Origin of the sequence: Fibrobacter sp. HC4, assembly GCF_023373925.1 — a bacterium.
Taxonomy (GTDB): domain Bacteria; phylum Fibrobacterota; class Fibrobacteria; order Fibrobacterales; family Fibrobacteraceae; genus Fibrobacter.
Window position 1 is genome coordinate 20,322 of record NZ_JALCZV010000025.1, and the last position, 18,930, is coordinate 39,251.

Here is an 18,930-nt window from a genome sequence, read left to right on the forward strand (position 1 = left end):
GATTCCGAATGCGAGGCTAACGCATTAAACCAAAGCCCGAGCGAAACGCTCACAAAAACACAAAATGCTAGATCCTCGATCAGGTCGAGGATGACGCAAGAGAGAAACGCAAAAAGAGGTGACTTCGCAAAACCTCATACCTCAAAGCGAAGCGACCTCAAAACCTCACACCTCATAAGGAATTAAAACATGTCTCAGAATCTTCATTTTGAAACTCTTCAGCTTCACGTTGGCCAGGAATCCGCAGACCCCGCAACCGATTCTCGCGCAGTTCCTATTTACGCAACCACCTCTTACGTTTTCCACAACTCCCAGCATGCCGCTGACCGTTTCGGCCTCCGCGATGCCGGTAACATTTATGGCCGCTTGACCAACTCCACCCAGGGCGTTTTTGAACAGCGCATTGCTGCCCTGGAAGGTGGTTCCGCTGCCCTCGCCGTTGCATCTGGCGCCGCTGCCATTACTTATGCCATTGAAGCTCTCGCTCAGGCTGGCGATCACGTGGTTGCCCAGAAGACCATTTACGGTGGCTCCTACAACTTGCTGAAGCACACCTTGGCACCTTTCGGCGTAAGCACTTCTTTCGTTGACACTCACAACCTGGCTGAAGTTGAAGCTGCCATCAAGGAAAACACTAAGATCCTTTACCTGGAAACTCTCGGCAACCCCAACTCTGACGTTTCCGATATCGACGCTCTTATCGAACTTGGCCACAAGCACGGCCTCGCTGTTATCGTTGACAACACCTTCGGTACTCCGTTCCTGTTCCGCCCCATTGAACACGGTGCAGACGTAGTTGTTCATTCCGCTACCAAGTTCATCGGCGGTCATGGTACAACTCTCGGCGGTATCATCATTGAATCTGGCAAGACCAACTGGAAGTCCGGCAAGTTCCCCACCATCGCAAATCCCAACGTGAGCTACCACGGCGTAAGCTTCGCCGACGCAGTTCCGGGTGCCGCATTCGTGACCTACATCCGCGCAATCCTCCTCCGCGACCAGGGCGCTGCAATTTCCCCGTTTGCTGCATGGGCTCTCATCCAGGGTACTGAAACTTTGTCCCTGCGTATCGAACGCCACGTTGAAAACACCAAGAAGGTTGTGGAATTCCTTTCCAAGCACCCCAAGGTTGCTTCCGTTAGCCACCCGAGCCTGCCGTCTCATCCGGACCACGAAAACTTCAAGAAGTATTTCCCCAAGGGTGGCGCCTCCATCTTTACTTTCGAAATCAAGGGCGGTCAGGCCGAAGCCTGGAAGTTCATTGATAGCCTGAAGATCTTCAGCCTATTGGCAAACGTTGCCGACGTGAAGAGCTTGGTGATTCATCCTTATACAACCACTCATTCCGAACTGAACGAAGAAGAATTCAAGGAACAGAATATCACTCCGTCCACCATCCGCCTCTCCATCGGTACCGAACACATCGATGACATCATCGCGGATTTGGAACAGGCATTGGCCGCTGTTTAATAACGGGTGTGAGGTCGCTTCGCTTTGAGGTGTCAGGTCGGTGCTTACGCACCTAGAGGCATTGTTAGCAATTAGAATGTAATTGGCATACCTCAAAGTGAGCGAAGCGAACGACCTCAAACCTGAAAGGCGCGAAGCGCCGCCCTCAAAACTTTTTTTGGAGAAAAAACATGTCTAAAATTTATACTTCTGCAGATCAGCTGATTGGTCACACCCCCCTCCTGGAACTCACTCACATCGAAGCCGCAAACAACTTGGGTGCGAAGGTTCTGGCAAAGCTTGAATATTTTAACCCCGCAGGTTCCGTGAAGGACCGTATCGCCAAGGGCATTCTGGATGACGCTGAAAAGTCCGGCAAGCTGAAGCCCGGTGCAGTGATTATCGAACCGACCTCCGGTAACACTGGCATTGGCCTTGCTTCCGTTGCTGCAGCCCGCGGCTACCGCATCATCATCGTGATGCCCGAAACCATGAGCGTTGAACGCCGCCAGATTATCAAGGCCTACGGTGCAGAACTTGTTCTTACCGAAGGCGCCAAGGGCATGAAGGGCGCTATCGCCCGTGCCAACGAACTTGCTGCTGAAATTCCCAACAGCTTTATTCCTGGCCAGTTCGTGAATCCCGCAAACCCGGCTACTCACCGCGCCACTACCGGCCCGGAAATCTGGGAAGACACCGACGGTAAGGTGGATATCTTTGTTGCCGGTGTGGGTACCGGTGGTACTGTCACGGGCGTTGGCGAATATCTGAAGTCCCAGAACCCCAACGTGAAGGTTGTTGCTGTGGAACCCGCTTCCTCTCCGGTACTTTCCAAGGGTGTTGCTGGCGCTCACAAGATCCAGGGCATTGGCGCAGGTTTCGTTCCTGACACCTTGAACACCAAGGTCTACGACGAAATCATCGCAGTAGAAAACGAAGCCGCATTCGAAGCTGGTCGCGAAATCGGCCACAAGGAAGGCGTGCTGGTGGGCATTTCTTCTGGTGCCGCTCTCTGGGCCGCCAAGGAACTGGCAAAGCGCCCGGAAAACAAGGGCAAGACCATTGTGGCCCTGCTCCCGGATACCGGCGACCGTTACCTTTCTACCGCACTGTTCGCTGAATAAGTTTGCCGAATTAAATCGCGAAAAATTTTTGAAAATTAAAAAGTGTTGCGGGGCTGCGTGGTCTCATTTGCTGCCCAGTGAACCTTGCCCAATGCACTTTATAAAAATTTCAGAGTGAGAAGACGTCAGAAAGCTCAATAAACTTTCTGGCGTTTTTATTGAATGTTTGTAATTAAGAATCTGTATTTTAGGTGTGAATATGGAATCCTCTAAGAAACGTGTGGCCGTAGGCCTTTCCGGTGGTGTTGACTCTGCTCTTTCTGCTTATCTTCTGAAAAAACAAGGCTACGAAGTCATTGGCGTAACCATGGCCACGTGGGATGGCTCTATCAAGAACATGCCCCATGTGGAAGGTCGTGAAGGTTGCTTTGGTCCTGGTGAAGATGAAAATATCGCCCAGGCGAAGACTGTGGCAGAACGCCTTGGCATACCGCATTATACTGTTTCTGTGACTGAAGAATACAAACGTCAGGTTTTGGATTATTTCCGTGCGGAGTACCGTGCTGGTCGTACCCCCAATCCTTGCGTCCGCTGCAATCAGAATATTAAATTTGGCGCCTTGCATTCAGCTACCCGCCGCATGGGTGTGGAATTCGATTATTTCGCTACCGGTCACTATGCCCGCATAGAATTCAAGAATCCCAAGGAACCTTTCCTTTATGCTGCCTTGGACGATTCCAAGGATCAGACCTACTTCCTTTCCCGTTTGACAGCAGAACAGCTGTCCACCGTGATCTTCCCTTTGGGTGGAATGAAGAAGACCGACGTGAAGGCTTTGGCTGCAGAAATCGGCTGGGTGGATTTTGCCACCAAGAAAGAAAGCCAGGATTTTTTGGAATGCGGTGACTACACAGTTCTCTTTGATGAATCCGACAACAAGCCTGGTGACTTTGTGGACATGAACGGTAAGGTTCTTGGCCAACACAAGGGTATCATTCATTATACCATCGGTCAGCGCAAGGGCTTGAATATTGGTGGTCTTCCTGAACCTTACTTTGTTGTAAGTATTGACGTAAAAAAGAACCAGGTGGTTCTTGGTCCCCGTAGCGTTATGAGCTGTGTGGATGTGAATGCCGAAGAATTGAACCTGATGGTGGACGAGGATTCCCCGTTATTACAGCAACCCTTGACTGCGCACATTCGCTTGGGACATAAGGGCGTAACTGCTCACATTACCGCTTTGGATGTGGCTGGCGGTAAAATCAGCGTTCATTTTGACGAGCCGCAGTTCGCTTCTGCTCCCGGACAGATTCTGGTGCTGTACGCCGGTCAGGGAATTGTAGCTTCGGGAATTATCACAAAGTAGAATCAATAAATTTTTTGCGTTAATTCTTGAATTCGTAGCCCGCGGTGGTTATAACTTTCTTAATAGTTTCGACAGGAACCTTTTCGGAAAAGGTGACTTCTACGGAGTTTGTCTTGTGATTGGCCTTGGCGGAGTCTACGCCGGGGATTGCTTCCAGTGCCTTTTTTACGGCGGCTTCGCAATGGCTGCACATCATGCCTTCGACGGTGAATGTTTTGGTCATGGGAGTGTCCTCTGGTTTTGATGCTTCGGGGAGCACGTTGGTTTCGGGGTTGTCTGCGGTTTCTAGTTCTGCAGAAGGTTCGTCGTTGACTTTGATAATTTTTCCTGAAATGGATTTCTTCAGCTTTTTGTCCCTATGGGAACTGCCGATGTTTGCAAAATTCAAACGCAATGCATTTGTGACTACGCAGAAGCTAGAAAGGCTCATGGCGAGGGCTGCAAATGTTGCGTTCAGGCTCCATCCGAAAAGCTTGTAGTAGCAACCTGCTGCCAAAGGGATTCCGATGACGTTGTAGATGAATGCCCAGAAGAGGTTCTCGTGAATGTTCCTGATGGAAGCACGGCTCAGGCGGATGGCTGCGGGAACGTCCAGAAGATTGCTCTTGACGAGAACTACGTCGGCGGCGTCAATGGCCACGTCGGCCCCCGCCCCGATGGCCATACCTACGTCTGCCCGGGTCAGGGCCGGGGCATCGTTGATGCCGTCACCAACCATGGTGACGTGGCCATGTTCCTGCAACTTCTGGATGATGGCTTCCTTTCCATCGGGAAGAACCCCTGCGACAACTTCGTCTACGCCTGCTTCCTTTGCGATGGCGCTTGCCGTACGTTCGTTATCGCCGGTGAGCATCACCACGTGAATGCCCATGCTTTTCAGTTCTGCAATGGCCTGCTTGCTATCGTCCTTCAAGGTGTCTGCTACAGCGATTATTCCCAGCAGAGAATTGCCCTTGGCGAACAGCAGGGGAGTCTTGCCGGATTCTGCCAGCTTGTGGGTCGCGGCAGTCATGGCGCTTGACACACTCACTTTGCTTGCGATGAACATTAAGTTACCTGCAAAAACTTGCTGACCGTTTACCGTTCCCTGCAGACCATTTCCGGGCAACGCCTCAAAGTTCTCAACAAGGTTTGTGCTGGAAGTCGTGTCGGAGGCTGCGCCGCTCGATTCGCCGCTTTCATAGTTCAAAATCGCCTTTGCCAACGGGTGTTCGCTCTTGCTTTCAATGCACTTGGCGATGTCCATTAAATCGACTGCGGAAACGCCCTGCATCGTTATCACATCGGTTACCTTGGGCTCACCTTTAGTAATGGTGCCTGTTTTGTCCAATGCAATAATTTGAGTCCTGCCTGTATTTTCAAGTGCGGCAGAAGTCTTGAAAAGAATGCCGTGTTTTGCGCCCACACCGTTGCCTACCATAATGGCCACTGGGGTGGCAAGGCCCAAGGCGCAGGGACAACTAATGACAAGCACCGCAATGGCCCGGGCTAGAGAAAAACCAATTTCTGCACCAACGAAAAACCATACTACAAAAGTGACGATGGCAATTCCAATGACCGCCGGAACAAAAATTCCTGCAACACGGTCTGCGATTTTTGAAATGGGAGCCTTTGTGGCGGCAGCGTCGCTGACCAGCTGAATAATTTGGGAAAGGGTCGTATCCTTCCCGACGCGGATGGCGCGGCACTTCAAATAACCAGACTGGTTTAATGTGGCAGAAGTAACGGTGTCGCTGATGTTCTTGTCGATAGGCAGGCTTTCGCCGGTTAATGCGGATTCGTTAACGGCAGAAGTTCCTTCCAAGACAACGCCATCCACGGGAATATTTTCGCCGGGCTTCACGATGAAAATGGATCCCACCTGAACTTTTTCGATGGGGACGATTTTTTCAACTCCGTCTTCTTCAATCGTTGCCTGCTGCGGGGCCAGTTTCATTAGGCTCTTCAAGGCGTTGGTAGTCTTACCTTTTGAAATTGCCTCTAGCAACTTGCCTACGGTAATGAGGGTGACGATGGTTGCGGCACCTTCAAAGTAGTAGTTGTCCATCCAGGTTTCTGCAGCGGAAACCCCGCCGACGACTTGGGCGCGGGTCATGGCGAAAATAACGGCTATACTGTAAAGGTATGAGGCTCCTGCACCGAGTGCCACCAGGGAGTCCATGTTGGGCGCGCGGTGAAGCAATCCCCTGAAACCATTGATGAAAAATTTCTGGTTTATGACAAGGATGATTCCTGCTAAAATCAGTTGCACCAAACCCATGGCTACGTGATTCTTGTCGGGAAACATGAACCAATCGGGCAGGGGCCAGCCAAACATCATGTGGCCCATGCTAAAGTAAAGCAACGGCAGTAAGAAAATGAGGGAGGCAATCAGGCGACGTTTCAAAATGTTGATTTCTGCGGTGGCTACACTTTCCAGGGCGTCGGCGGTTCCGGCTGCGTTCCCTGTATCGTTCGCAATCCCTGTGGCGTTCTCGCTCGATGGCTCGCCTGCGCTTTTTTGCACGTTTGCCTTGTAACCTGCTTTTTCTACGGCGCGGATAATGGCTGCGGAGTCGGCGGTACCTTCCACGTTCATGGAATTCGTCAATAGACTGACGGCGCAATTTTCTACGCCCTCTACGCTGTTCGCTGCCTTTTCGACACGGGCCACGCAGGCGGCGCAACTCATTCCTGTAACATTGAATTTCTGCATTGCTTGACCTGCCTATTTCATCATTTTCTGAAGCGTGTTCAACAGGTCGTCGATGACCTCGTCCTTGCCAGCTCGGATATCATTTGCAACGCAGGTCTTGATATGGTTTGCTAGCAAAGTCTTGCTAAATGCGTTTAACGCAGCGTTGACGGCGGACACCTGTACCAGAACGTCGGTGCAGTAGGCGTCATTTTCAATCATGTTTCGAATGCCCTTGACCTGCCCCTCAATGCGGTTCAGACGGGTCATGAGGCTCTTGATTTCGGAATTTTCTCGTTCCTTTTTCTTGCAGGAACAGCAACATTTTTCTTTTTTCATACTGTAAATATACATACCCCTAGGGGGTATGTACCAATCATTTTATCTATGAGTGTGCTTTCCCGGTGTGAAATTGTAGTGCTTAGTGCAAATATTCATCTTTCGTGATTTATCAATCATAAAAATTGATTGTATTAAAAAAACATATAATTTTCAGAAATATAAAGTATTAGTCAAAAAAACTTTGGGATTCTACATTGTGGCCCGAACAAAAAAAACATAGGAGTTCACAATGATGAAAATTCTTCCCTTCTTGGCAATTACCGCAACCTTCGTCCTTACCGCCTGCGAAGACTTCCATAAATGCAAATTCAGCGATGATCAAACATCCTTGAAATGTAGCGAGAATGTCTATAAAGTCGTGAATGCGAATGGGAAAAAGTGGTTTGCACAGAATGCCAATTTCTACACGGATTTCAGCTACTGCTATGGCGATGATTTCAAGATGTGTTTTGACTATGGTCGCCTTTATACTTGGGCTGCCGCAAAGAAGGCTTGTCCTCTTGGCTGGCATGTTCCTACAAAAGCTGAGTATGAATCTCTGATTGCGTCCGGTGAATTTGCAAAGCTGAATGTGGTTAATGCAGGCTTCCGTTACCATGAAGACAACTATGTGGATCGCGACAAGTCGGCTCGCATTTGGATTGATGACGAGTACGATGCGGTTCGCGCCTATATGCTGAACATCAGTGATAACGGCATCATTACCGTGGAACACTTCAACAAGGATATTGCTGCGTCTGTCCGCTGCATCGAAGACTAGTTTTTGTTGAGGGCATTTCCATGGGAATTGATATTGACATCACTAGCGTTTCCTCTGGAAATGCAACCGTTCTTATAGGCGCCTGTTTTGCAATCGTACTTTTCCTGATTATTTATGAAGCATTTTTCACGAAGAAAGGGATGGGGACGAGCGCCTCGCCGCTTTCTGAAATTCTTGAACAACAGGAGAATCAGGAATTCATTGTTTGCAAAATGATTGCGGAGTTTGCGGCGACGCTGGCTGCTTGCGGTGCGACCAGTATGCAGGTTTTGTCCAGCGTGGCGTACCTTTCGACCCACTTTGGAATTCATGCCGAAGTGACTGGCTTGCCGCAGCATATTCTCCTTTGCGCTGTAGATGATAAACGACAGAAAACTTATACCATCAACCAAAAGATCAAAGAGAATCCCCTTGACTTTGACAGGATTATTATGCTGAATCATCTTGCCAAGGAAACGGTGGCTGAAAATTATTCTCCCGAAATTTTCTATGAAAAATTCCAGAAGATTCTTGCGGTAAAAAGGCTGCACCCAAATCTTGTTCTTGTGCTGGCGAGCCTTGCCAACGCTTCGTTCTGCAGGTTGTTCAACGGGGACTTTATTTCCATGGCCATTGTGGCTACGGCGACTGCCTGCGGATTTTACTTGCGAAGAACTTTGTGCTCACGGTTCAAGCTGGATTTTAGAATGGGTACGATTTTGGCGGCTGTTGTTTCGACTGTCATTGGCACTAGCGGCTATGTCTTTCAGATTGGAGAAACGCCCAATGTGGCACTTGCTACAAGTATCCTTTACCTGGTTCCGGGAATCCCGTATATTAACTCGCTTAGCAATTTGCTGAATGGAATGTTCCTTGGATGTATTAGCCAGTTTTTTAAGGGGGCCATTCTAACTATCTGCCTATCGCTGGGTTTTTGCATAGGTCTTGTTCTCACCAACCTTCATTTCTTCTAATATGTTACTGACATTACTTCAAGACGGATTTTTCGCTTCCATTGCAGCCGTCGGATTTGGAAGCATCAGCAATGTGCCTAAACGGATTTTCGCAGGTTGCGGCCTTGTGGCGGCCATTGGCCACGTCACCCGATTTGTGTTGATGAACCTTTGCGGCTTTCACATTATATGGGCGAGTCTCGTAGCGGGTTTCTCCATCGGGATGTTTGCAGTCCTTTTGCGAAAAGTCTGGAAGTGTCCCTGCGAATCCTTGGCATTCCCGGCGCTACTTCCCATGATTCCCGGTATGTACGCCTATCGCTCCGTGCAGTCCCTGATTCTTTGTTTCAAGACTCCGAGCGACGGTTTGTTTGACCATTACATACACATATTCTTCTACAACTTTATGGTATGCTTCTTGGCGATTTTGCTGATGGTCTTTGGCGTTACTTTCGTCATACACCTGCAAAAGAAAAGATCCTTTGAAATCAAGTGGAATCGATTCTTTCATAAAGGCGTATAGCAAAAACCTATCGCAAACTCTAAAAATTAAGTATTGGACAAAGCGATAGATTCCATCTATATTTGGCGGCATCTAAGAAACAACTCTTAGTTGAATACTGTCTTTGATGACAGCGTGGCGGCGAAGGTTTGCGCCTAGTACTCTCCTTTAGCCCTGCGACAACATGAAAAGGAAAAATACGATGCCAAATACGCACCATTTTGATGTGGTGGGCAGTTTTCTACGCCCCGCAAATTTGTGAAGTCTCTTGAAAGTGACGGTCATGAAGCCAAGCAGACCATTCCTGCTCCTGCTCAACTTTTCCAGCAGCTTATCGTTCCCCAGAACATCGAAACGACCCGCAAGTTCTACGCCACAAACGATGAACTGATTGAAGATATTGCCTACGCCTACCGCGGCGTAATCCGTCAACTTTATGACGCTGGCTGCAGAACTATCCAGTTCGATGACTGCACCTGGGGCGCTATCGTTGGCGATGCTGCCGCACAGCGCTACAAGTCCCTGGGCCTGAGCCTTGACGTGGTGAAAAATCAGCTGCTTCATGTGAACAACCTGGCCATCGAAGGCAAACCTGCGGACCTGCAGATCAATACCCACATTTGTCGCGGCAACTATCACTCCACCTATTTCACCAGCGGCCCCTATGATTCCGTGGCGGACTACGTTTTCGCCCGCGAAAATGTGAACACGCTTTATCTGGAATACGATGACGAACGCTCCGGCGGATTTGAGCCCTTGTCAAAGGTAAGCGCCGACAAGGTTGTTGTTCTTGGCCTGATTACTTCCAAGTCCCCCAAGCTGGAAGACAAGGCGACAGTTATCGCCCGCATTAAGGAAGCGGCCAAGTACATTCCTTTGGAACGCCTGAAGCTGAGCCCTCAATGTGGCTTTGCCTCCTGCGATGTGGGCAACAAGCTAACCGCATTTTCCGTGCTGAGTGCAATCGCAAAGGAACAACTTTTAGAAAGCGTGAAATGAATGCGTTAGGCCCCGCCGCCCGCATGGGGTCGGACTCGCGCGGCGCTTGCCTTGTGCAGTCGCAGGTCGCGCGAGGCTGAACGAACGACTCGCATCGCGAGTCGATAGCGCAAGAGGGCCGGCCCGCCAGGGCAACGCCCAAAACATAGCCCCCTGTCGCCTATAGTTTGCAAAGTGAAATTTTTTCGCGCCCCGCCTTGACACCGCCCAAACTTTTGTATAAATTTAGTAGTGAACAAAAGAACACTGATTAAACTGTCGCTTTTTCAAGCCTGTAGCGACTGGAGGAAAAATGGATAAAGCAGTTTCTGCCAATAATGGCGAAAAGAACGAAATCATTGTATATCAGCCGGAGGGCGGCGAATTTCACATTGAAGTTCGCGTAGAGAATGAAACCGTTTGGCTTACGCAGGCTCAGATGGCAGAATTATTTGATGTTCAGCGTCAAGCGATTACGAAACATATCAAGAATATTTTTGAGAGTCATGAACTAGAGGAAAAGTCAACTAGTTCCATTTTGGAACTAGTTCAGAAGGAGGGCAATAGAAATGTCCTCAGAAAAGTTGCTTTATACAATCTTGACATGATTATTTCCGTAGGTTTTAGAGTTAATACCTTAAAAGGTATAGAATTTCGTCGCTGGGCAAACCAGGTTCTCAAGGAATATTTGCTTAAAGGCGGCTCCGTAAATCAGCGGTTGATTTCACATGAAAACAAGCTGGAAAATCATGATTCCAGGCTTTTGTCCCTCGAAAAGCAAGTCGATTTCTTTGTCAAGGCGAACTTGCCGCCGAGCGAGGGAATCTTAAACGCAAAATCCTGGTGGAGCGGGTATGAATTTGCGGCGCAGTTGGTGCGTTCCGCAAAAGAAGAAATCGTCATTATCGATCCGTATGCCGATGATGTTACTCTTTCTTTAGTTGCAAAGAAGGCCGAAGGTGTTACTCTTTCTTTAGTTGCAAAGAAGGCCGAAGGTGTTAAAGTTTTCGTGTATTCGGCTCGCATTAATAGAACCATGAACGATGAAGCGGCCAGGCTGAATCGGCAGTTCCCGACCGTTGAACTTCGCAACATGCGTGATGTCCACGATAGGTTCATCATTGTCGATAATACAATTTACCATGTAGGCGCAAGCATCCGCGATTTAGGCAGCAAGCTAACCGCATTTTCTGTACTGAGTGCAATCTCAAGGGAACAACTTTTAGAAAGCGTGAAATGAATAACCGTCGCTTTTTTATTCACGTTTCAAACAGGCTCTGTACAAAAAAACGCACTATAATTACCGCATAAAAAGTTACAAAATGGTAGAATTTTATAAATTTTCATATATAAAATCTGTGTTTTTGGTAGAAATTCATTTGTTTTGGGTAGTGAATTAAAACTAGTCTTTTGGTAAATTCATAACTATGAAAACTGCATTCTTTAAAACATTCGTAAAATCCATGGGCGCGGCGGTCACAATTTCTGCCGCATTCGCCACCACCACAAACGCACAGATTATGAAAAACGTTCTTACCGTTCAGCAGCAGGACATGGCTATTATCGCCTGCCTGGAAGCCAAGGGCGACTTGGCAAAACTTAGCAAGGCCATCGACAAGGGCCTGGACGACGGCCTCACCGTAAGCCAGGTGAAGGAAGCCCTTTCCCAGCTTTATGCCTACACCGGTTTCCCGCGCTCCCTGAACGCCCTCGGAACTTTGCAGAAGGTTCTGGATGAACGCAAGGCCGCCGGCAAGAAGACCGCCGAAGGCAAGGACGCTTCTCCCCTGCCCAAGAATTACAACTCCCTGAAGGCCGGTACCGAAGTTCAGACGAAGTTGTTCGGCAAGGTGAACAATACTTTCGCTCCTGCAACGGATTACTACCTGAAGGCTCATTTGTTCGGCGACATTTTCGCCCGCGACAACTTGACTATGCCGGAACGCGAACTGGTGACAGTTGCTGCCCTCAGCGGCATGGACGGCGTTCACCCCCAGCTGGCTGCGCACAAGGCTGGAGCAAAAAAGGCAGGCCTTACGGATCAGCAGGTGGAAAGCATTACCATGACTTTGCAGGATGCCAAGTTGATTCCTGGCATGTACGGCGGAGATTCCCCGTGGCCCCGCGGCGTACCTAACGTAAATTACGCAAAGTACTTTATCGGCAACAGCTATGTAGCTCCCATGAGCGCCGAAAATGGCGGCCCCACCAACGTGACTTTTGAACCGGGCTGCCGCAACAACTGGCACGTGCATCACAACCAGGTGCAGGTCCTGATTGCTGTTTCTGGCCGCGGCTGGTATGTGGAAGAAGGCAAGGAACCTCTTGAAATGACGCCGGGTACTGTGGTGGCCATTCCCGAAGGCAAAAAACATTGGCACGGTGCTGCCAAGGATTCCTGGTTCCAGCACTTGACTTACCACACCCACGTTGGCGAAAACGCCAGCAACGAATGGTTGGAACCTGTAGTTGACGAAGTGTACAACAAGCTTCCGTAATTGAGGGTGGCATGAAAAAATTGCTGTTCTTGTTGAGTGCGATGGTGGTGTTCTTTCTGAACGCCTGCGGCGACGACTCCAGCTCTAACGCAAAGAATGATGTTGCAGGTTCAAGTGAGAACTTCGTGGAATCTTCTGCAACAGAAAGCGCAGAAAGCAGTTCCAGCGAAGTTGAAAACATTGCAAGTTCATCTAGCGAGAGCGTCGCGGATTCTACAGAAGCAGACGTACCTGCCGTTGACTCTGCAGCCTCTGAAAAAATGCTTGTCGCTTATTACTCCTTCACCGGGAACAGCAAGGCTATCGTAGAAACCTTGACAGGAATGATTTCTGCCGACGTAGTGGAAATTTCTCCTGTGGAAAAGGCAGATTTCGCAGCCAACAATTACGCCATCGGCGATGCCCTTATTGATACCATCAACAAGAATCCCGATGCAGAAAGCAGCTACCCCGCTATCACCGTCAGCACCGAAGTAAGCCTCGCAAATTACAGCGAGGTGATCGTCGTTGCGCCTCTTTGGTGGAGTCAAATGGCCGCCCCCATGCAGACCTATCTTTTCAAGAACAGCAAGGAACTTGCAAATAAAAAAGTGGGACTCATTGTTAGCAGCCATTCCAGCGGAATCAGCGGCGTAGAAGCCGACGCCAAACGTTTGCTTCCTGGCAATAACTTCACCGCAAGCCTTTCTATAAAGGCTGCTGATTTCTCTAGCCGCGAAACCAAAATCGCCGACTGGTTGAAAAAGGAATTTTGAGAATATGAAAAAACTTCTAATTTTCTTCGTACTTCTTCTAGCTTCAGGAATGGCTATGGCAAAGACTAGTCAAGTGAAAAAACAGCCCTTTGAAAGCGACCGCATCGTTCGCCTGTCCTACATCGAGATTCACCCGGAATATCACGACCAGTACATGGCCATGGCTCTTGAAGTCGGCGCCACCAGCATGCGTACGGAACCGGGCGTTATCTGCATGTACCCCATGGGTCTCAAGCGCGACAAGAACGCTCTCTACATTCTTGAAATCTACGCTAGCCAGGATGCCTACAAAAAGCACATCGCTTCGGAACATTTCCAGAAGTACAAGCAAGGCACCCTCCACATGGTCAAGCACCTTGACTTGATTGACACGGATCCGCTGAACCCGCTAATGTCCATCAGCTCTGAGATTGCGGACAAGTAGAAAAAAAATGAGAGAGATAAGAAGGGGCGCGAAAGCGTTCCTTTTTTTTATACGCCCACTGCATTTTCCTATTTCGAAGTCTCTTTTTCGGAAATTTTCACTCTCCCCTTGTAAATATACCAATCGGTATACTATATTTGCAATATACCGAACGGTATATGTAATTTTTAGGGAGGTTCCCATGAGGCCGAATCACATTTATCACGTTTTCCCGCTGGGAGCATTACGTAATGTCGCCGATGGCGTCATTTCCAACGCAAGCACGAATCACGTGCCCTACCGAAACATCCGCGTGCTCACTAGCCTTATTCCTCACTTGCAAAGCTTGCGGGCTGATTCCATCTTGCTGGGTCCCGTTTTTAAAAGCGAGACCCACGGTTACGACGTGACGGATATGTACCAGCTGGACCCCCGCCTAGGAAATAACGAAGACTTGAAGCAGATGGTTCGCGATTTCCACGACGCAGGCTTCCATGTATTTTTTGACGCCGTGTGGAACCATTCCTCCAGACATCATTTCGCCTACAGGGACCTTCGGGAAAAGGGGCAGAATTCCCCTTATGCGGGCTGGTATCGCAATCCGCGATTCAATACGCCCAACCTTTGCGGAGACTCCTTTACAGTGGATTGCTGGGCCGGCTTTCAGGAACTGCCAGCGTTCAACCTGCGGAATCCCGAAGTGGAGCGAGAACTGATTCATTGTGCAGAATACTGGATGGATGAATTTGGCATTGACGGAATCCGTATTGACGCCGCGGAGGATATGGATTTAGATTTTCTGCGACATCTTGCAACCGCCTGCCACCAAAAGCGTGCGGATTTCTGGATGATGGGAGAAGTGGTTTTCGGAGATCCCAGGCGTTGGCTTGAAGCGGGCCTAAACTCCGTGACCAACTATCAGACCTATAAATCCTGCTGGAGTTCCCTGAATGACGGGAACATGTTTGAACTGGCCTACAACTTGAATCAATTTTTTGATGACAAGAGCGGAACCTGCAAGGGCGCGAGACTCCAGCTTTTTAACGAGAATCATGACACCAACCGCATTTACAGCCAGCTGAAAAATAAGCAGGACAATTTCGTTCAGCATCTGCTGTTCTATACCATGCCGGGAGTGCCCACTATTTATTACGGCGAGGAATTTGGTTTGGAAGCAATTAAGGGCGGTTGCGACGACTGGAATTTGCGTCCCTCTATGCACATCGAGCAGGGCCGCATTCGTTTCGATAATTACCCAAAGTCTGCGGCCGTTCTACCTGCAAACTCTACGGACAAAGAAAATCTACTTTCCGAAATCCGTCACCTGGCAGGCATCCGCTTGGATTGCGACGCCTTGCGCGATGGCGGCTATCAACAGGAATTCGTTCACTCCCAACAATTGGCCTTCTGGCGAACACACCAAAATGGTGATGCCCTTGTTCTTATAAATCTCCAGGACGCACCCGTTCAATTTGAAATTGACTTGCGCAGACATTTTACGCGCACACCTAAAATGAATTCCTTGAAAAATCTGCGAGACCTTCTTTCCAACGATTTCATCAAAATCAGCAACGGCAAAATTACCGTCATAATTCCGCCCAAGTGGGGCCGCATCCTTGTACCTAGCGGTACATAAAAAGTATATTTGAATCATGACCACAAAAGAAGTTTTATTACAGCAGGCTCTGATCCTTTTCCGCAAGGAAGGCTACGATGCTACCGGCGTGCAAAAAATCGCCGACGCCGCAGGTGTAGGCAAGCCCACGCTGTACCATTACTTCGGAAACAAGCGGGGCCTTCTGAACGCCCTCCTCAGTACCCATCTGGAAATTTTCTGGAAGGATTTCGAGACCGCCGCCGATTACAATCACGATGTGGTCAAGACCTTGGAATCCGTTGCCCGCGTCTATTTTGAATTCGCCAAGAAGGACCCGGAATTTTACGCCTGGTTCTTGTGCATGAGCAACACCCCTACCGAAGGTGACATCCACGACGAAGTCCTCCCCCTCTGTGAAAAACAGTGGACTGCGCTCTCAGAACTTTTCCTTGCCGCAAGCAAAGATCACGGCAACATGAAGGGTCGCCATCAGCGTTACGCCTACACATTCCTCGGCATCATCAACGCCAGCATCCAGGCCTATTTCAGCGGCCTTATAAAACTAAATGACAGGGACGTTTACGACACCTGTCATCAGTTTATGCACGGAATTTTCTCGTAGTTCTAAAATTCAACCTTGATTTCCGTTCCCACGCCAACAATAGATTTCATCTCTATTTTTGCGTGATGAACTTCGGCCACATGCTTTACGATGGCAAGGCCGAGGCCCGTTCCGCCAGTTTCGCGGGAGTGGCTTTTGTCCACACGGAAGAAACGTTCAAAAACACGGTTCTTGCATTCTTCAGGAATGCCTATACCATTGTCCATAACAGAAACGGAATTCTTGGAAACGATCACATCCACCTTGCCGTTTTCATTGGTGTAACGGATGGCATTATCCACCAGATTGTAGATCAATTCAAAAATCAAGTTTCCATTGCCTTTAATTTCTGAATCTGCGTCGCCTTGCAACGAAAGCATGATATTCTTTTTATTGGCATTAAGCGCAAGGACACTAATGCAGTTATCGGCCACACTCCACAAATCCACAGATTCATTGAGATTGATTGTACGTTCACCAGGCTTATCCAATTTGGAAAGGGTCATGATGTCGTTGGTGATGGAAAGCATGCGTTTTGCTTCGCTATGAATTTTACCCGCAAAACGAACAGTATCTTCCGGCTTGGCGATTCCGGTTTCCAGCATTTCCGCATAGCCCGAAATTGTCGTAAGCGGAGTTTTTAATTCATGAGCAGCATTGGCAGTAAACTCATCTTTTAGACGGGCTGTTTTCTGCTCCTCATCGTGAAGCTTTTCAATGGTAATGGCTAGCTCGCGATTTTTATTCCGAATGGTCTTTACAAAAGGAGCGATTTCTTTATACAAGCAATCATCATCAAGAATTTCCGCATCATCCAATTTTTCAGAAAGTTTCTTAATAGGCCGCACGAAGGCTCTGCTGAGTCCCACCGTGATGAGTATAGAAACAACAATGATAACGCCAATCAGTCCAAGTAAATAAGGAGTGGTCCTGGAAATCGCCCGCTGGATATTAGCCTGACGCATACCAAGGCGCAATATATTTCCATCAGAAAGTTTCAAGGCATAATAATAGATGTTCGCATCCAAAGTCACCGAATGACGCATTCCCTTTCCGGAGCCAGTTTCAAACGCGGAAATCACCTCGGGTCGACGCAGATGATTTTCCATCTTACTGGATTCCCGATCACTTTCAAATAGAACATTCCCTTCTTTGGAAATCAACGTGATGCGTAATGAATCCGTCGTGAACTTTTTCAATTCCTTCGTAGGAGTCTGGTTATACGCGGCTTCAATCAAATGGGCATTTTGGCGTAAAGAATTTTGAAGCTGTTCTTCCATGGTCTCTTCAAAGACTTGGACAGAAAAATAAACAGCAAAAATGGTAGCGAGTACGCCCACATAAATCAAACTCATTCGGATTCGTACTTGCATTTTAAACCTCCGCCTTATAGCCCACGTTTCGAATGGTCTTGATGATATCATTTTTTTCACCAAGTTTCTGGCGCAAGGTTTTTACATGCATATCCACCGTGCGGGTTTCCAGTGTGAAATCAACACCCCACACACGTTCCATAATTTCTTGGCGGCTAAAAACAATGCCTGGGCGTTGCATTAGCAACTTTAAAAGTTCGTATTCCTTAAACGTCAAATCGCGAGTATGGCCCTCTACAGAAACAATATGGCGATTGTCAAGTAATCGTCAGCCCCCAAATCCAGCCCCTTCACCTTATCCAGCTCCGTACCCTTCGCAGTCAGCATCATTACAGGAACCTGACTGGTGAAAGACTGTGCACGCAATCTCTTTAGGATGCTCAGACCATCTTCACCGGGAAGCATAATATCCAAAACAAATAGATTCGGTTTTTCACCTTCATTTGTCGCGGTATTACGTAGCTTTTCATCCGTCCACCGCTATTGCAAATAAATGACCTCCGACGCCGCTATACTTCTGCGTACCAAGAACATGCTTGTTGTTCCATGGAGCGGTACAAGCCCAATGCAGGTAAGCTGCCTTCATAACATCGTCTTTCTTGATTCCGACAAGACCTTGAATCTGATTATCATCCTTTAAAACTAGAGCGTAGATTTTGACGTCTTTGGGGATTGTCTCCCAATCGATTCCCCACCCATTCTTCTCGGTAAATGTCTTAATGCAAGCCTTGCTTTCGACCCTGAATACAAATGTTTCTTTTATCTCGCCCGTTTCAGAATCCTTAAGACAAGGGACTACCTCATCTATCCATATATTGACACAACCTTTTTGAACATTCGTCATACGGCACCTCTTGTTTCTAATTATTCTTGCTAGAGGCGTCTTCTCAATTCTGAAAACTTAGAATAAAAAAAGACGCACTTCTCCATTCGATAGAGAAACGCGTCGGACAGTAATGTAGGTAGATGCTACAAAACGGGCAAGGGGCCTAAGGAGATTTTACAAAAGTACTTTTCACTACACGCATCAGCGCGCATACACCAGCGGAGATTCCGAGTAGTTGAAGTACGGCGGCCGTTGTGCTGCTAGCTGCAAGTTTCCAGCCGCCGGTAACGAACATATAAACGTAAAGTTGGGCTTCTTTAAAGCAGTAAATACCTGCTGCAATGGCTGCGATGTAGGCGACAAAAAATAAAACTCGTTGCCATGTGTTGCAACGGTTCTCCAACTTTTTCAGAACGCCTTCTAAATGAATTCCCAGGTGAACGAGCATCACCATAAAGCCCCAGCTGCAACTTGCCAAATGAAGTTGTCGCGAGGTTTGCGTAGTTTTGATGGATGACCATTCAAATGCTAGGCCGCTCATAAAAATGGAGCTGATGGCCATGGTGATCATCAAGGCGAATAAAATCCAGTCGGTGACGTTCAGAAAAATGCGGCGTGCGTTCCATTGGCCTTTCAAAATAGTCTTATAAAACCAGCGGTTCAGAACATGATGGATCACAAATAAGACGAATAGGGAAATTCCCACTCGGCCGTGTTGCGGCAAATCATGGACAGCCCCGTAACTCATAAGGTACAGGAAACTGCCGTACATCACAACGTCTATGAGAATTTTTACTGCGCGCATTTTAT

Annotated in this window: 17 protein-coding genes and 2 pseudogenes; 13 read left to right on the plus strand and 6 right to left on the minus strand. The window is 48.3% G+C overall.

Annotated elements, in window-relative coordinates; genetic code table 11:
* Nucleotides 1-189 precede the first annotated feature (189 nt).
* The 3 genes from MMG03_RS13950 (at nt 190) to mnmA (ending at nt 3,879) form a co-directional block, all read left to right on the plus strand.
* Nucleotides 190-1,470: an O-acetylhomoserine aminocarboxypropyltransferase/cysteine synthase family protein gene (locus MMG03_RS13950; protein WP_073235891.1), complete on the plus strand. Its 1,281-nt coding sequence runs from the start codon at nt 190-192 to the stop codon at nt 1,468-1,470.
* A 170-nt stretch (nt 1,471-1,640) separates the two neighbouring features.
* On the plus strand, nt 1,641-2,573 hold the full coding sequence (gene cysK, locus MMG03_RS13955) for a cysteine synthase A (RefSeq protein ID WP_073158950.1): 933 nt from the start codon (nt 1,641-1,643) through the stop codon (nt 2,571-2,573).
* Nucleotides 2,574-2,772: 199 nt separating this feature from the next.
* Entirely contained in the window at nt 2,773-3,879 is a 1,107-nt protein-coding gene (gene mnmA, locus MMG03_RS13960) for a tRNA 2-thiouridine(34) synthase MnmA (protein ID WP_249506554.1), read from the plus strand.
* A gap of 19 nt (nt 3,880-3,898) precedes the next feature.
* On the opposite strand, the gene MMG03_RS13970 is transcribed toward mnmA, so the two are convergent.
* Nucleotides 3,899-6,574, minus strand: coding sequence for a heavy metal translocating P-type ATPase (locus MMG03_RS13970; protein ID WP_275976907.1), 2,676 nt, complete (start codon nt 6,572-6,574; stop codon nt 3,899-3,901).
* Nucleotides 6,575-6,586: 12 nt separating this feature from the next.
* Nucleotides 6,587-6,892, minus strand: a complete 306-nt coding sequence (locus tag MMG03_RS13975; protein ID WP_073159185.1) for a metal-sensing transcriptional repressor — start codon at nt 6,890-6,892, stop codon at nt 6,587-6,589.
* A 232-nt stretch (nt 6,893-7,124) separates the two neighbouring features.
* On the opposite strand from MMG03_RS13975, the gene MMG03_RS13980 reads away from it, so the two are divergent.
* The 10 genes and pseudogenes from MMG03_RS13980 (at nt 7,125) to MMG03_RS14025 (ending at nt 15,942) form a co-directional block, all read left to right on the plus strand.
* Entirely contained in the window at nt 7,125-7,655 is a 531-nt protein-coding gene (locus MMG03_RS13980) for an FISUMP domain-containing protein (RefSeq protein ID WP_083539719.1), read from the plus strand.
* A gap of 20 nt (nt 7,656-7,675) precedes the next feature.
* On the plus strand, nt 7,676-8,608 hold the full coding sequence (locus MMG03_RS13985) for a threonine/serine exporter ThrE family protein (RefSeq protein WP_249506555.1): 933 nt from the start codon (nt 7,676-7,678) through the stop codon (nt 8,606-8,608).
* Between the two features lies 1 nt (nt 8,609).
* Nucleotides 8,610-9,110, plus strand: coding sequence for a threonine/serine exporter family protein (locus MMG03_RS13990; RefSeq protein WP_249506556.1), 501 nt, complete (start codon nt 8,610-8,612; stop codon nt 9,108-9,110).
* Between the two features lie 231 nt (nt 9,111-9,341).
* A pseudogene (locus MMG03_RS13995) lies at nt 9,342-10,088 on the plus strand (5-methyltetrahydropteroyltriglutamate--homocysteine methyltransferase); the annotation flags it as partial.
* A 292-nt stretch (nt 10,089-10,380) separates the two neighbouring features.
* Complete coding sequence (rhuM, locus tag MMG03_RS14000) at nt 10,381-11,307, plus strand: RhuM family protein (protein ID WP_249506558.1); 927 nt, start codon at nt 10,381-10,383, stop codon at nt 11,305-11,307.
* A gap of 187 nt (nt 11,308-11,494) precedes the next feature.
* Complete coding sequence (locus tag MMG03_RS14005) at nt 11,495-12,565, plus strand: carboxymuconolactone decarboxylase family protein (protein ID WP_199174014.1); 1,071 nt, start codon at nt 11,495-11,497, stop codon at nt 12,563-12,565.
* Between the two features lie 11 nt (nt 12,566-12,576).
* Nucleotides 12,577-13,320, plus strand: a complete 744-nt coding sequence (locus MMG03_RS14010; RefSeq protein WP_112132607.1) for a flavodoxin — start codon at nt 12,577-12,579, stop codon at nt 13,318-13,320.
* Between the two features lie 55 nt (nt 13,321-13,375).
* Nucleotides 13,376-13,744: a putative quinol monooxygenase gene (locus tag MMG03_RS14015; protein WP_073285167.1), complete on the plus strand. Its 369-nt coding sequence runs from the start codon at nt 13,376-13,378 to the stop codon at nt 13,742-13,744.
* 181 nt (nt 13,745-13,925) lie between these two features.
* Nucleotides 13,926-15,359 carry an alpha-amylase family glycosyl hydrolase gene (locus MMG03_RS14020; RefSeq protein ID WP_158535530.1) on the plus strand — a complete coding sequence of 478 codons (1,434 nt, stop codon included), beginning with the start codon at nt 13,926-13,928 and terminating at the stop codon, nt 15,357-15,359.
* A gap of 16 nt (nt 15,360-15,375) precedes the next feature.
* Nucleotides 15,376-15,942 carry a TetR/AcrR family transcriptional regulator gene (locus tag MMG03_RS14025; protein ID WP_083539715.1) on the plus strand — a complete coding sequence of 189 codons (567 nt, stop codon included), beginning with the start codon at nt 15,376-15,378 and terminating at the stop codon, nt 15,940-15,942.
* 2 nt (nt 15,943-15,944) lie between these two features.
* On the opposite strand, the gene MMG03_RS14030 is transcribed toward MMG03_RS14025, so the two are convergent.
* The 4 genes and pseudogenes from MMG03_RS14030 to MMG03_RS14050 form a co-directional block, all read right to left on the minus strand.
* Nucleotides 15,945-17,294: an ATP-binding protein gene (locus tag MMG03_RS14030; RefSeq protein ID WP_073285158.1), complete on the minus strand. Its 1,350-nt coding sequence runs from the start codon at nt 17,292-17,294 to the stop codon at nt 15,945-15,947.
* 1 nt (nt 17,295) lies between these two features.
* Nucleotides 17,296-17,729, minus strand: a pseudogene (locus tag MMG03_RS16190) (response regulator transcription factor); the annotation flags it as partial.
* 31 nt (nt 17,730-17,760) lie between these two features.
* Nucleotides 17,761-18,138: a hypothetical protein gene (locus tag MMG03_RS14045; protein ID WP_073237096.1), complete on the minus strand. Its 378-nt coding sequence runs from the start codon at nt 18,136-18,138 to the stop codon at nt 17,761-17,763.
* A 145-nt stretch (nt 18,139-18,283) separates the two neighbouring features.
* Nucleotides 18,284-18,925, minus strand: coding sequence for a DUF4405 domain-containing protein (locus MMG03_RS14050; protein ID WP_073237093.1), 642 nt, complete (start codon nt 18,923-18,925; stop codon nt 18,284-18,286).
* Nucleotides 18,926-18,930: the final 5 nt, after the last annotated feature.